The sequence below is a fragment of the Nocardia sp. CA-120079 genome, assembly GCF_050955745.1.
Classification (GTDB): Bacteria; Actinomycetota; Actinomycetes; order Mycobacteriales; family Mycobacteriaceae; genus Nocardia.
In genome coordinates, this window is sequence record NZ_CP192088.1 from 4,649,463 (window position 1) to 4,662,053 (window position 12,591).

Sequence of the window (12,591 nt, forward strand, 5' to 3'; positions counted from 1 at the left end):
GCGGCGGAGGCCGGGCAGCGGTTGCACTTCACCGTCAAGATCGTCGACGTCCGTAATGCGAGCGACGAAGAACTCGCGCACGGTCACCCGCACGGCCCGGACGACCACGAGCACTGACGTCGGTCCTGCCGCCGATCACATTACGCCGCATCGATGAAGTTGGTATGCCCGAGAGGAATCGAACCTCCAGCGGGTCGTCGGGATGGTAGCGGCACGAATTCGGTTGGAAGCCTGAATTGTTGGTATGCGATTACCCGATGATGTCGCGGCCGATGAGGTGGCGGGCGATGACCCATTGGAGGACTTCGTTGGCCCCTTCGAAGATTTCGAGGACTTTGGCGTCGCGGTAGATTTCTTGGAGGCGGTAGGTTTCGCCGGTGGCGCTGACCTGGCGGGCGAAGCCGTAGCCGCCGTGGATTTGCAGGGCGTCGCGGGCGAGGTCGTTGGCCAGGCGCGGGTGGCGTAGGACTTGGCCATGGAGGCTTCGGGTTCCCCGGAGCGTCGCCGCGGTCCAACCGTACGGCCGCCTTCTGATACATGGCGCGGGCGGCCTCGAGTTCGGTGGCGTGTTCGGCGAGTTTGTACTGCCAGTACTGCATTTCGCCGAGCTTGCGGCCGAACAGCACCCGTGAGCGCAGCCGCTGCACGGCCAGGTCCAGGGCCGCCTGTGCGACACCAACCCCGGGCGGCGGCGATGCCGACCCTGCCTGCCGCGAGCGAGGCCAGCGCGGTGGCCAGCCCGCGGCCGGGCTCACCGAGTGCGTGGTCGGCGGGCACCGCGACGTTCTCGAACCCGATGTCGGCGGGGATCTGCCTGCGGTGGCCCATCTTCAGGTCGGGGTCGCCGACGGTGACGCCGGGTCTGCGCATCTCGACCAGCAGCATGGTGGCGTCGTCGGTGCCGCTGTCGCGGCAGAGCAGGCAGACCCATTCGGCCACAATCGAATTGGTGATCCAACGCTTGCGGCCGTTGACCCACGAATCCATCGGCGGTGCGGGTGGCGACGGTTTTCCGGGCCTCGGGATCGGCGAGGAATACGGCGGCGGAGGAGGTGATTTCGGCCACGAGGCATCGTCGCTGAGGAAGCCCCGCCGGCCCGCGACACGTCGTTCGCGACCGGTTTCGGCATCCACTCCACCATCTGCGCGCACGACCTGGCCGCTTACGCCACCGAGGGAGCAGAAGCAGCGCTGGCTGCCGAAGGCCACCACCAGCGAACTGGTGATGGCCATCGCCATGACCGAACCGGGTACCGGATCGGACCTGCGGGCGTGCGCGCCACAGCGATCCGCGACGTCGACCACTACGGTATCAACAGGTCGAAGACGCTCATCTCCAACGGAACTCCCTGCGATCTGCTGATCATCGTGGCGAGAACCGATCCGGGCCGTATCCCAGATTGTGTGAAGGACCTCGACCGATATCCGCAGAGTTGGAAAGACTTCCGTGATCTGACTGTCCATAATCGCTGGGCCGACGTGCCGGTTTCTCAGGATTCTCTGAGCTGAACCCGAATTGAACCCCCGCAGGGCTCCCACCTGCGGTTATGCACTGATTCGGTTCGACGCCGTCACCCGCCCCTCCTGCATAACCGCAGGTAGAGCGGGTGATGTGTGCCTACTATCTGTGTCCGGAGGGGGATCTGACCCATATCCCCAACCTGATGTACGCCGCAGACCTGCAACTTCCTTGAATACACGTGGATCGTATTCCCAGGACAGTGCATTCATCCGCGTCACCATGCCGAGGATGTTGGTCGCCGGTGTTGCGAGCTGCCGGAGCAATTGCTTCGCGCTCCACGATGCCGGTGACTCGTCGCCGGGCCGCAGACAGCCCGCGCTCGACACCGCCACCTACGCGACCCAATTCCATCGAGTGCGGCATCAACTTGCACAATCAAAACCGTGCCGTAGCAAACAGGTTGAACCGCCCCGACTTTCTGCCGACTTCATGGTTGAGTCATCTGCGCCGAGCACCGTCGGGAGTGCCGGTCGCGGCGCTCAGGCGGCCTGGCTCCACTCGACGGCGAATCGCCGCGGGTGCGATCGGTTGCCGCGGAGTTCGGCCGCTGTGGCGGGCCCGGTGGAAGGAGCTCGCGACCCCGTCGCACTGGTGGTGCAGGCGAAGCAATGGCGGATCCACTCCACCTCGCCATCCAGCCGCCCAGCGATATCGAGGACGACATCGAGCCCAGTGATTCGGTTTCGTTTCGATTCCCCGTCAATCCGGGAGACCCAGCAAACTTCCCGCGTACGCTGAGCGCTGGCTCGATGACGAACGAAGGCGTGGCTGTTAGGCGGTAACCAACCCAACTCTCAGAGGAGAGGGCATGGTCGGGCCGCGGCGGGCTCCCGATGCCCGGCACCCGTTTCACGGACCGCTCCATCGGCCGCATCGTCACCGCCCGGGCCGACGCGGCAGGAGTCGGCCCCATGCGTGGGCACTCCCCATGCGCGGGAACGGCCACCCAAATGCGGTACATGCGACGCAGGCAAAGACCGGACACAGGGAGGTGCCGGATGAAGGCGATTGTGGTGACGGATCAGGCTGCGGGAACGGCCGGGATGACGCTGGTCGAGCGTCCCGAGCCGGAGGCTGCGGGCAACGATGTGCTCGTTGAAGTTCATGCGTCGGGTTTCACTCCTGGAGAGTTGACGTGGCCCTCGAACTGGACCGATCGTCTCGGCCGGGACCGGACGCCGTCGATTCCTGGGCACGAGCTGGCTGGTGTGGTCAGTGCCCTCGGCTATGGAACGACGGGGCTGTCGGTGGGACAGCGGGTCTTCGGCCTCACCGACTGGACTCGCGACGGCACACTGGCGGAGTACGCGGCCGTCGAGGCGCGTAACCTCGCGCCGCTGCCGGGGGACGTCGACTTCACGGTGGGCGCGAGCCTGCCGATCTCGGGTCTGACCGCGTGGCAGGGACTGTTCGAGCATGGCCGCCTTCAGGCGGGGCAGACCGTGCTTGCGCACGGTGCGGCCGGCGGCGTCGGATCGATGGTTACCCAGCTTGCGTGTGAGGCGGGCGCTTACGTCATCGGTACCGGACGAGCTGCCGGCCGTCAGACGGCACTCGATTTCGGCGCGAAGGAGTTTGTCGACCTCGACAACGACTCACTGGAAGACGTCGGCGGAGTCGATCTGGTGTTCGATGTGATCGGCGGTGACATCGGGAAGCGGTCGGCAAGGCTGATTCGAGCCGGAGGAACGCTGGTGACGATCGCCGGCCCGCCGGAGGCGCGTCCCACGGACGGCCTGGCGATCGACTTCGTTGTCGTGTCCGATCGCGCCCAACTGAGTGAGGTTGTCCAGCGTGTGCGGGACGGACGTCTGCGGACGGTCATCGGCAACGTCGCGACCCTCGATGATGCGGTTGCGGCGTTCAATCCGACCGAGCGGGTCAAGGGAAAGACGATCATCCGGGTTCGTCCGTAAGGGCGCGGAGACAACGGAGACCCCCGTTACCTCATAACGGGTAGGCGAGGACTGGATACTGAGAGAGGTCGGATGAAAGCGATCGTGGTGACGGACCCGGCCGCGGGAACGGCGGGGATGACGCTGGTGGAGCGGCCCGAGCCGGACGCGGGGCGGCTGGCCAGTCTCGAGGGCGCGAACTACGGTGATGTCATCGTTGAGGTTCATGCGTCGGGATTCACCGGGAATGAGCTGGAGTGGCCCTCGACCTGGATCGATCGCCTCGGCCGTGACCGAACGCCGTCGATCCCCGGCCACGAGGTGGCCGGGGTGGTCACCGCGCTCAGCTATGGAGCAACGGGGCTGTCGGTGGGACAGCGGGTATTCGGCATTACGGACTGGACTCGCGACGGCACCCTGGCGGAGTATGTCGTCGTCGAAACGCGCAACCTTGCGCCACTGCCGGGTGACGTTGAGTTCACGGTGGGCGCGAGCGTCGCGATGACGGGCCTGACCGCGTGGCAGGGGCTGTTCGAGCACGGCCACCTCCGGGCGGGGCAGAGCGTCCTCGTACACGGCGCGGCCGGCGCAGTCGGTTCAATGGCGACACAGCTCGCACGTGAGGCCGGCGGCTACGTCATCGGTACCGGACGCGCTGCCCACCGTCAGACGGCGCTCGACTTCGGCGCGCAAGAGTTTGTCGACCTCGGGAACGACGCGATGGAAGATGTCGGCGGAGTCGACCTGGTGTTCGATGTCTTCGGCGGCGACATCGGAAGACGGTCCGCGGGTCTAGTTCGAGCCGGAGGAAAACTCGTGACCGTCGCCGGTCCGCCCGAGGCACGGCCGGCCGACGGACTTGCGGTCGACTTCGTTGTCATGTCCGATCGCGCGCAACTGGGTGAGATCACCCGGCGGGTGCGGGACGGACGCCTGCGGACGCACATCGGCCAAATCGCGCCCCTCGACGATGCTGTCGCTGCCTTCAACCCGACCAAGCGCATCAAAGGGAAGACGATCATCCGCGTTCGTCCGTGAGAGATGAGGGACTGGGTATGCCGGAACGGGCGTTGGTCAATAGATGGCTTCCTGCCCGACGGTGAACATGTGCACCTCGAAGGCACGGCATGCGAAGTCGTGCGCCGCGGCGCCGATGGTCTGGGGCGGTACCTGATCGACAATCATCTTGCGACGGCAGTGCGGTGCCGCCGGGGAGCTGCCGCCGGTCGAGGTCGGGCGGTTTGTCCCGTTCGCCCCGGTCAGCAAGCGCACCGAGGTGACCGTCCGCGACACCGAGGGCCACCGGTTCTGGGTCAGCAAGGGCGCCCCGCAGGTCATGGTCATCGCCGCTCTCTCCGGCGACAACCCCCATGACCGAGATTGATGGCGCAGCCGCTTGAGTTCGACGCTGTGTGTTCTTCCGATCCGTCCGGTGTATGAGCTGATGTGACCCGTGACACAGCCGCGGGGGTATACTCACCATGGCAGTCTGAGCACGGTTGCGCGTCTTAAACTGAGGCGCCGGTTTTTCTGCTCATTGCAGTGGCCGCCGATCAATGCGTGGAACCGGCGTTGTCGGTGGCAGCGGGCGAGTCCTCACTACATAGCTCCGTCACCCTGGTCTCGAGGAGATTTCGCACGCACGCGGATTATCCCAAATTGTGCGATCACATTGGCTAATCGTCAAGACATCCGAGGGGGAAGGAGGCTAAAAAATGGTCCTAAAAATACCACTCGCCACACTGTCTATTGCGGTGATGCTCGGTAGTTCCCATGCCGAGTCAGCGCCACAGAAGTCTGGTCAAAACCCGGATGTCCGCACAGTTTTCAATCAACCTAGCAATATTCCGGGCAAATCAGTTGAAGCAGTGGTCGTCAGCTATCCGCCCGGAGCTGAAAGCACAGCTCACCACCACGCGAAATCAGCGTTCATCATGGTCTACGTGATATCCGGAGCGATCCGCAGCCAAGTCGAAGGTGAACCTGCACGTGTCTATCACGCCGGTGAGACGTGGAGTGAAGCCCCCGGCGCGCACCACACGGTCAGTGAAAATGCCAGCGCCACCGAACCCGCTGAATTACTCGCAGTCTTCCTGGTCGATACCGGAGACAGCCCGCTCACCACCGACGACACCGCCGAAAAATGAGCCGGCGCGATAGCGATGCAAGATGTTCGCACAGTTCGGCACCAACAATTTGAAAGCATTATGTATGTCCGCAATACAACACAGCAGGAGGAGCCGATGCACACGGCAAGCGCTATCCGGGTTGTCCGGATCGCACTACGCTTGTCAGTCGAGGCGACTTTTCTGTCCGCTGTTGCCGACCGATTCAGCTGGTGGAAGCAGTTTGGTCAGGTAGCTCAGGGAGCATGGGTGCCTTCGCCGACTATGCCCACCAGCTTGTTCCGGCTGCCACCGCCGCCACCGATGCGACCCTAGGAGTCTTGCTCCTGACCGGCTGGCGGCCAAAACTCTTGGCGCAGCGACTTTTGATGCTCATAGTATTTGGAACCGCGATGCGGAATTTTTCAAGGTGGATGAGTCCAGCGGGTGTTAAGCGGCTGTTGTTTCGACCTCCTGGGCTGGTGGGTTGATCCAGACGGTGTCGGGTAGGTCGAGGATCTTCGGCGGTGTGGTGGTGGCGAAGCGGTGCGGGGGCTGTGCTCGGGCCGCGGCGAGTACTGCTTCGCGGTCGGCGGCTTTGCCGGCGGCCAGCCCGTAATGGACATCGGCGGGTGTATGTAAACCGAGGCCGGTATGGCGGTGTTCGTGGTTGTACCACTCGGCGAAGGAATCCATGAATTGTCTTGCCTCGATGAGTGATCCGAAGCGCTCGGGGAATTCCGGACCGTATTTCAAGGTCTTGAACAGTGATTCGGAGTAGGGGTTGTCGTTGGACACCCGTGGCCGCGAATGTGAGCGGGTGACCTCGAGATCTGCCAGTAGTGTGGCGACGGTCTTGGACGTCATCGACGTGCCCCGATCGGCGTGCACAACCTGCGGGATGCCGTGGACACCGAAGATCTCTTTCATTAATTCCGTTGCCAGGACACCGGATTCGTGAGTATGGACATGAACGCCGACGAGGTAGCGGGAGTAAATGTCGATCATCACGTAGGCGTCGAAATACTGACCTTTCACCGGACCGGCGAGTTTGGTGATGTCCCACGAATACACCTGCCGCGCTGCGGTCGCGACCAGTTCCGGACACACCTTTGCCGGATGCCGCGCCAACCGCCGCCGCTCGCTGACCTGCTTGTTCTCCCGCAATACTCGATACATCGTGGACACCGAACACAGGTAGGTGCCCTCGTCGAGTAGTTGGGCGTAGATCTGCAACGGCGCCAGGTCGACGAACCGAGAACTGTTGAGGACCTCCAGGATTCGGCGTCGTTCCAGCGCGGTGAGCTTGTTGGCCGGATCAGGGGCCGGTCGCGGCGACACCGGCGGGGTCGGTGCTGCCGCGGTTGCGCGGCGCCGGATCGCGGTGGAGCGCACCAGCCCCGTCAACACCGCTGCCACCCTGGTGACCACCCCGCACGCGGTCAACGCGGCATACGCGGCGGTCAACGCTTCTTGCGCGGCTCGTCCGAATCCGCGCTCTCGGACAGAGTTTGCAAGAGCGCGTGTGCTTTTCCCATGATGTCCAGGGCGGTTTCGGTGGTCGACAGTCGCTTGTTCAACCGCTCGTTCTCCCGGCGCAGCCGCGCGATCTCGGCCTGCTCGGCGGTGGGTTTGCCGATCTTCTCACCCGGCTTCTTCCCGGCCAGCAGCCCCGCGTCGCGCTGCTTGCGCCACTCGCTGATCAACGACGAATACAAGCCCTCCCGACGCAGATACCCACCGCCCTCGCCGTGCTCGACCGCGCGCTCATATGCCTCCAGATGCGCGAGCTTGTCCGAGGCGCTGAACGCGCGCCGCCGCTTCGGCTCGCCACCACGCGGACCCTGTGAACCCATCCGCCCATTCTCGTCGGCGACCCTCGAGGCCCTCGTACTGGTCATGAAATGCAGATCCGTCTCTCGCCCCGCGTCAGGCTGATTGGCTGTGAGCCGGTGGACTCATCTCACCCTGACACGCAGGGATGGCCGTATTCCTCGGTATGGAGTCACCACTTAGTTACAGTGTCTTCTCCACAGCGAGCGCAGCCGCGGCCTACGCGATACTTGCCATATCGCCGCCACATGCCACTGAATCCACACGCCCTGGCGCCTCATCCAGTCCGGACACTCGAAACTGGGAAGGACTCCGTATATGCATTTTGAGGCCAAGAAAGTCATTGTTGTCGGCGGCAGTGCTGGCATGGGTCGGCAGGCCGCGATCGACGTCGTCGATCACGGGGGAGTGCGGTGATCGTCGGACGCTCGAACGCCCGTGTCGACGACACCGTCGCTGAGCTGACGAGCCATCGTCGCCAACCCTGGGGCATCGGCGCCGAGCTGACGGATCGCGCTGCGGTCGCCGATGTGCAGTGTGCGCTTTCTGGGCAACACGGCGATGCGACGCCGTTGGACAGCAGTGACAGCGCATGCACCCCGACGGCACCCCAGCAGACAGCGACGTCCGCGTGAACCGCATAGTTCACGTCCTGATCGGTCATCCGCCGGTTCTACTGGACGCGGCGATCAAAACGTCGGCATTGTTCGTGACGGCGGCGATTCTGTTTCGGTTCACCGAACGACGCACCCTCGCCGAATTCGCGCCCTTCGACTGGATCGCCGCAGTCGCCGCTGGTGCCATTGTCGGTCGTGCGGCCACCGCCTCCGACACCTCATGGCTGGAGGCGACCGTCGCGCTGGTGTGCCTTCTGGCCACCCATGCGGTCCTGGCGCGACTGCGCTTAATTCCCGCCTTGTGTCAGTTCATCGATCCGCCACTGATGGTCTTGATCAGCGACGGAAAAGTGAACCTACGCAACCTCCGTCGTTGCGGGCTGACCGCCCGTGATTTGGAGGCAGTGCTCCGCCAGCACGGGCATCCCAATGCTGACCGTGTTCATCTGGCCATCTTCGAAGCCAAAGGGGCAATCTCTGTCCTGCCCACTGGAACAGTGCCAGCGGCGGCGACCGGCTGCCGCAGTCCGTGAGGGCTGGCCAGGTACTGCGCTTGCCTGTGAACCTATGGAACCCCGAACGAGCCAGGGCTGCTGGATTGATGACTACAACCACGCGGGAGCACGAATGAGTGTCATCACCAAAGGCTTTCACGGACCGCGCACCGAACTGCGCATCAGTCTGCCACCCGGTCAGCACGTGACCGTGGACTTACCTGTGGTGCAGGCAGGAGAGACTCCGCCCATCGACCTCGACAAGTGGCGATTCACGATCCGCACGGAGTCCGGCGCCGAACAGAGCTGGACCTGGGCCCGGCTGCACCTGCTGCCCAAAGAGTGATGCAGTCGCCCCACCAGCTTCCTTGGCCGGGGCGCCTTCAGCGCCGACGGGACACTCGGCGTTGAGCGCGTCACCGGTGTGGTTGCTGGTGGTGATCTTCCTGGGTGCGGCCGGGGCGATCTGGGTTGCGGGTATCCAGCTGGCGGATCAAACGGACGTGCTGACGATACGGCTGGGCCTGGGCGCTGCGCTGGGCGGCCTGATCCTGCTCGCGATCGCCACCAACCTGCCCGAGTTCGCAATCGTGGTCAGTGCATCGGTGTCGGGCAACGTCGGTGTCGCGGTGGGCAATATCCTCGGCGGCATCGCCATCCAAACGGTGGTGCTGGTGGCCCTGGATGCCTTCGGCGTCCGCGGCGTCAGACCGCTGACGTATCGGGCCGCATCGCTGGTGCTGGTGCTGGAGGCCGCACTCGTGGTCGCGGTGCTGGCCATCGCCATCGGCGGCACGCAGATGCCCGGCACACTGATCACGGCTCGGATCACGCCCGCACCAGTGCTGATCCTGATCGTGTGGGTGCTCGGCCTGCTGCTGTTGCAGCGAGCCGAACGCTCATTGCCCTGGCACGAGTCGGGCCAGCCCCCCGACGGTCAAGAGCGGCCACGCGGACACTGCACCGACATGACCGAGCAGCTGGCCACCGCCCGAGGGATCAGTACGAGGAGGTCGGCGGTGATCTTCGGCGTCGCCGCCGCCGTCACACTGATCGCTGGTGTCCTGCTCGAACGCGCCGGTGATGCGATCGCCGATCACATCGGTTGGTCCGGAGTGCTGTTCGGCGCCACCGTGTTGGCCGCGGCGACCTCGCTGCCCGAACTGTCAACGGGCCTGCGGTCGGTGCGCCACGGCGACTATCAGCTTGCCGTGTCGGATATCTTCGGAGGAAACGCCTTCCTGCCCGTTCTCTTCCTGCCGGCGACGCTGCTGTCTGGGCATGCCGTCCTGCCAGCGGCCCAACGCACCGACATCTATCTCACGGCGTTAGGGATCGTGTTGACCCTCATCTATGCGGCTGGTCTGCTGTTTCGGCCGCGCCGCCGCATTGCCCGGCTGGGGGTCGACTCGCTGACCGTGCTGATCGTGTATGGATTGGGCATGATCGGACTGTTCACCGTCTCGAACATGGGGTGAGCAGGCCGTTCATCCTCGACGATGGTGTGCCCATCGTCAGACGCACTTCGGCGCGCAAGAGTTTGTCGACCTCGAGAACGACGCGATGGAAGATGTCGGCGGAGTCGATCTGGTGTTCGATGTCTTCGGCGGCGACATCGGAAGGCGGTCCGCAGGTCTGGTTCGAGCCGGAGGAACGGCTCGAACGCGTCGGCACGAACTATGATTTGTGCTTCAACTTCCTCGACCACACCGGGCTTCTTCTTTGACAGCAACCGACTCTTACCAAAGATCTTGAATTTGACGCGCGGCACGCTAGCCCAACGATGAATGATTTCCGCTCACGTCTCCTATGATGGATGTGTCGCTCCCTGAGGTGTCGGTGTCGTGTTCCTCTGAGGAATGGGGCAGGTTCATGGGAATCATTTCGCGAGGCTTTCACGGCCGGACGCGTCCTGCGGATGTGAAGCTGCCTCCCGGGCAATATCTCACCGATGACTTTCCGGTGCTGTCAGCCGGTCCCACGCCGAGCATCGCACCGGAAGAGTGGGAGTTCACCATCACAACCGAGAGCGGGACACGTCACCGCTGGACGTGGCAGGACCTGTTGGCGCTGCCGAGCGAGCGGCCGACGGTGGACCTGCACTGCGTGACCAAATGGTCGAAGCTGGGCACCGACTGGCAAGGGGTGTCGCTGGACACGCTGTTCGCCGCAGTGGAGACGGCGGCCGATTTCGCGCTGGTCCACTCCTACGGCGACTACACGACGAATCTGCCGCTGGAGGACCTGCTGAACGGCGGCGCGTGGATCGCCTACCAGTACGAGGGCGAGGACCTGGCTCCGGTGCACGGCGGCCCGGCCCGGCTGCTGGTGCCGCATCTGTACCTGTGGAAGTCGGCCAAGTGGGTGCACGGGATGCAGCTGCTGACCGAGGACGAGCCGGGGTTCTGGGAGAGCGCCGGCTACCACGACTATGGTGATCCGTGGCGCGAGCAGCGGTATCAGGGCGACTGAAGGCTCCCCTGATCTGGCAGGCCGCCCGGTTGGTCGGTCTGCGCGATGAGACGCTTTCGGCCCGAACGTTGGTCTTCGATGTGCTCGGCTGGTCCGGGCACCTGGCCGGTCAGCACGTGGATGTACGGCTGACCGCCGAGGATGGCTACAGCACCCAGCGCAGCTACTCACTGGCTTCGGCGCCCGACGGCGACCGGATCGAGCTGACGGTGCAGCGTGTGGCCGACGGGGAGGTCTCGCCGTATCTGGCCGGTGCGATGGAGATCGGTGACCTGGTGGAGATCCGGGGGCCGGTGGGCGGCTGGTTCGTCTGGCGCCCGGCCGACATCCGCCCGGTGCTGCTGGTGGGCGGCGGATCGGGGATCGTCCCGTTGATGGCAATGATCCGCATGCGCCGCAGCCTCGGCAGCCGCACCCCCTTCCGGCTGATCTACTCGGTCCGCACGCCCGAGGACCGGTACTACACCTCCGAACTGCGCACCCCGCAGCCCGGTGACGGCGGCCTGGAGGTCACCCACCTCTACACCCGGCACACGCCTGAGGGATGGCCGAGACCCGCCAAGCGGTTGCAACTCGCGGACCTGCAGACCTATGGCTGGCCACCGGAATTCGAGCCGGTCTGTTTAGTCTGCGGGCCAACTGGCTTCGTCGAGACCGCCGCGGCCCAGCTGGTGGCCCTGGGCCACAACCCCCGCCAGATCAGAACCGAACGCTTCGGCCCCACAGGAGGCTGACATGGACCCACAGGACATCGCAGAGTACGAGGACGGAAACGCTCTCGCCGGCCCCTTCGGTGAACTGTTCACCGCGGACGTCACCACGGCCTCCGGGCGCTGCGCCGAATGCGGGCACACGGCCCTCGTCGCCGATCTGCGCGTGTACGCGCACGCCCCGGGCCTGGTTGCCCGCTGCCCGAACTGCGACGCGGTGATCCTCCGGTTCGTACGGGCCCCCGACGCCGCATGGCTGGACCTGCGCGGCACGGTCCACCTGCGCGTCCCGCTGCCACCCACATAAAGCCGCCACCCCGCGGCACGGGTTCTCGAACGCCCTGGTCGACTCCTCGCATCTTCGGGCTCTGAAAGGGGGGACCATACCGGACCAAGCCCGGTCGACCGCGGCAAGCTCGGCTCCAAGCACCATCTGATCACCTATGCTGCCGGAACACCCCTGGCGGTCATACTCACTGGTGGCAACCGCAACGACGTCACCAGCTGATCCCGCTGCTAGATGCCTTGCCCGTCATCGGTGGCCGCGTCGGCCGCCCTGGTGGCGTCCCCGCTGGCTCTACGCCGACCGCGGCTACGACCACGACAAGTACCGCAAGCTGGTCCGCGTTCGCGGCATCACACCGGTCATCGCCCGCCGCAGCACCGCCCATGGCTCCGGTCTGGGTACCGTCCGTTGGCCGGTTGAACGGACCTTCGCGTGGTTGCGCGCGTTCAAACACCTCAGGACCCGCTACGAACGCCGCGCCGACTCCAGCGGTCGGTCGCCTCGGCTGCGCAGCCGTGGCCGGGTCCAATCGAGTGTCTGTTTGAACATCGGGAATGTGTGCTCGATGTCGAAGCGGCGCAAGAACATTCGCCAGCAGCGGTTGATGTCGTCGGTGGCGGCGTCGACGCCCGACCACCACAGCCACACCGGCTTGTT

General features: G+C 64.8%; 13 protein-coding genes and 5 pseudogenes. 14 read left to right on the top strand and 4 right to left on the bottom strand.

From position 1 onward, the window contains the following. Positions 1-250: 250 nt before the first annotated feature. The 3 genes and pseudogenes from ACQPYR_RS21355 to ACQPYR_RS21365 form a co-directional block, all read right to left on the bottom strand. Positions 251-535: an acyl-CoA dehydrogenase family protein gene (locus ACQPYR_RS21355; RefSeq protein ID WP_433635204.1), complete on the bottom strand. Its 285-nt coding sequence runs from the start codon at positions 533-535 to the stop codon at positions 251-253. Between the two features lie 19 nt (positions 536-554). Beyond that, a pseudogene (locus ACQPYR_RS21360) lies at positions 555-755 on the bottom strand (acyl-CoA dehydrogenase family protein); the annotation flags it as partial. Positions 756-840: 85 nt separating this feature from the next. Continuing rightward, positions 841-987, bottom strand: a pseudogene (locus ACQPYR_RS21365) (acyl-CoA dehydrogenase family protein); the annotation flags it as partial. A gap of 10 nt (positions 988-997) precedes the next feature. Here ACQPYR_RS21365 and ACQPYR_RS21370 point away from each other — a divergent pair. The 5 genes and pseudogenes from ACQPYR_RS21370 to ACQPYR_RS21390 all read left to right on the top strand — a co-directional run. Then, positions 998-1,392: pseudogene (locus ACQPYR_RS21370) on the top strand (acyl-CoA dehydrogenase family protein); the annotation flags it as partial. Between the two features lie 1,128 nt (positions 1,393-2,520). Further along, positions 2,521-3,438, top strand: coding sequence for an NADP-dependent oxidoreductase (locus ACQPYR_RS21375; RefSeq protein WP_433634831.1), 918 nt, complete (start codon positions 2,521-2,523; stop codon positions 3,436-3,438). Between the two features lie 72 nt (positions 3,439-3,510). Next, complete coding sequence (locus tag ACQPYR_RS21380) at positions 3,511-4,455, top strand: NADP-dependent oxidoreductase (protein ID WP_433634832.1); 945 nt, start codon at positions 3,511-3,513, stop codon at positions 4,453-4,455. Between the two features lie 148 nt (positions 4,456-4,603). Beyond that, on the top strand, positions 4,604-4,801 hold the full coding sequence (locus tag ACQPYR_RS21385; protein WP_433634833.1) for a hypothetical protein: 198 nt from the start codon (positions 4,604-4,606) through the stop codon (positions 4,799-4,801). A 331-nt stretch (positions 4,802-5,132) separates the two neighbouring features. Further along, positions 5,133-5,564 (top strand): cupin domain-containing protein, encoded by a 432-nt coding sequence (locus ACQPYR_RS21390; protein ID WP_433634834.1) that lies wholly within the window; start codon positions 5,133-5,135, stop codon positions 5,562-5,564. Between the two features lie 408 nt (positions 5,565-5,972). Here the strand turns inward: ACQPYR_RS21390 and ACQPYR_RS21395 are convergent. Continuing rightward, positions 5,973-7,378, bottom strand: a protein-coding gene (locus ACQPYR_RS21395; RefSeq protein ID WP_433634835.1) for an IS3 family transposase whose coding sequence is annotated in 2 segments (ribosomal slippage) — positions 5,973-7,051 and positions 7,051-7,378 — 1,407 coding nt in all. Because the reading frame shifts where the segments join, the coding sequence is not laid out codon by codon here. A gap of 295 nt (positions 7,379-7,673) precedes the next feature. Here ACQPYR_RS21395 and ACQPYR_RS21400 point away from each other — a divergent pair. From ACQPYR_RS21400 to ACQPYR_RS21440, 9 genes and pseudogenes are all read left to right on the top strand, one after another. Next, positions 7,674-7,930, top strand: a pseudogene (locus ACQPYR_RS21400) (SDR family NAD(P)-dependent oxidoreductase); the annotation flags it as partial. A 17-nt stretch (positions 7,931-7,947) separates the two neighbouring features. Next, positions 7,948-8,505 (top strand): DUF421 domain-containing protein, encoded by a 558-nt coding sequence (locus ACQPYR_RS21405; RefSeq protein WP_433634836.1) that lies wholly within the window; start codon positions 7,948-7,950, stop codon positions 8,503-8,505. A 94-nt stretch (positions 8,506-8,599) separates the two neighbouring features. Continuing rightward, positions 8,600-8,812 carry a hypothetical protein gene (locus ACQPYR_RS21410; RefSeq protein WP_433634837.1) on the top strand — a complete coding sequence of 71 codons (213 nt, stop codon included), beginning with the start codon at positions 8,600-8,602 and terminating at the stop codon, positions 8,810-8,812. A 61-nt stretch (positions 8,813-8,873) separates the two neighbouring features. Next, a complete protein-coding gene (locus tag ACQPYR_RS21415) occupies positions 8,874-9,944 on the top strand; it encodes a sodium:calcium antiporter (protein ID WP_433634838.1) in 1,071 nt (356 codons plus the stop codon). Continuing rightward, entirely contained in the window at positions 9,941-10,192 is a 252-nt protein-coding gene (locus tag ACQPYR_RS21420; RefSeq protein WP_433634839.1) for a hypothetical protein, read from the top strand. The genes ACQPYR_RS21415 and ACQPYR_RS21420 overlap by 4 nt, the downstream gene beginning before the upstream one ends. A gap of 146 nt (positions 10,193-10,338) precedes the next feature. After that, positions 10,339-10,938 (top strand): molybdopterin-dependent oxidoreductase, encoded by a 600-nt coding sequence (locus tag ACQPYR_RS21425; RefSeq protein ID WP_433634840.1) that lies wholly within the window; start codon positions 10,339-10,341, stop codon positions 10,936-10,938. Continuing rightward, positions 10,908-11,672 carry a ferredoxin reductase gene (locus tag ACQPYR_RS21430; RefSeq protein ID WP_433634841.1) on the top strand — a complete coding sequence of 255 codons (765 nt, stop codon included), beginning with the start codon at positions 10,908-10,910 and terminating at the stop codon, positions 11,670-11,672. Before ACQPYR_RS21425 ends, ACQPYR_RS21430 begins: the two co-directional genes overlap by 31 nt. 1 nt (position 11,673) lies before the next feature. Then, the gene (locus tag ACQPYR_RS21435) at positions 11,674-11,955 is read left to right on the top strand and encodes a DUF6510 family protein (RefSeq protein ID WP_433634842.1); all 282 of its coding nucleotides are present in this window, start codon (positions 11,674-11,676) and stop codon (positions 11,953-11,955) included. Positions 11,956-11,992: 37 nt separating this feature from the next. Continuing rightward, a pseudogene (locus ACQPYR_RS21440) lies at positions 11,993-12,418 on the top strand (IS5 family transposase); the annotation flags it as partial. Between the last annotated feature and the right edge of the window lie 173 nt (positions 12,419-12,591).

Bases quoted from the DNA above. Each gene is read 5' to 3' on its own strand.
- ACQPYR_RS21380 (WP_433634832.1), top strand. From the start codon at position 3,511: ATGAAAGCGATCGTGGTGACGGACCCGGCCGCGGGAACGGCGGGGATG.
- ACQPYR_RS21435 (WP_433634842.1), top strand. From the start codon at position 11,674: ATGGACCCACAGGACATCGCAGAGTACGAGGACGGAAACGCTCTCGCC.
- ACQPYR_RS21390 (WP_433634834.1), top strand. From the start codon at position 5,133: ATGGTCCTAAAAATACCACTCGCCACACTGTCTATTGCGGTGATGCTC.
- ACQPYR_RS21405 (WP_433634836.1), top strand. From the start codon at position 7,948: ATGCACCCCGACGGCACCCCAGCAGACAGCGACGTCCGCGTGAACCGC.
- ACQPYR_RS21410 (WP_433634837.1), top strand. From the start codon at position 8,600: ATGAGTGTCATCACCAAAGGCTTTCACGGACCGCGCACCGAACTGCGC.
- ACQPYR_RS21375 (WP_433634831.1), top strand. From the start codon at position 2,521: ATGAAGGCGATTGTGGTGACGGATCAGGCTGCGGGAACGGCCGGGATG.
- ACQPYR_RS21425 (WP_433634840.1), top strand. From the start codon at position 10,339: ATGGGAATCATTTCGCGAGGCTTTCACGGCCGGACGCGTCCTGCGGAT.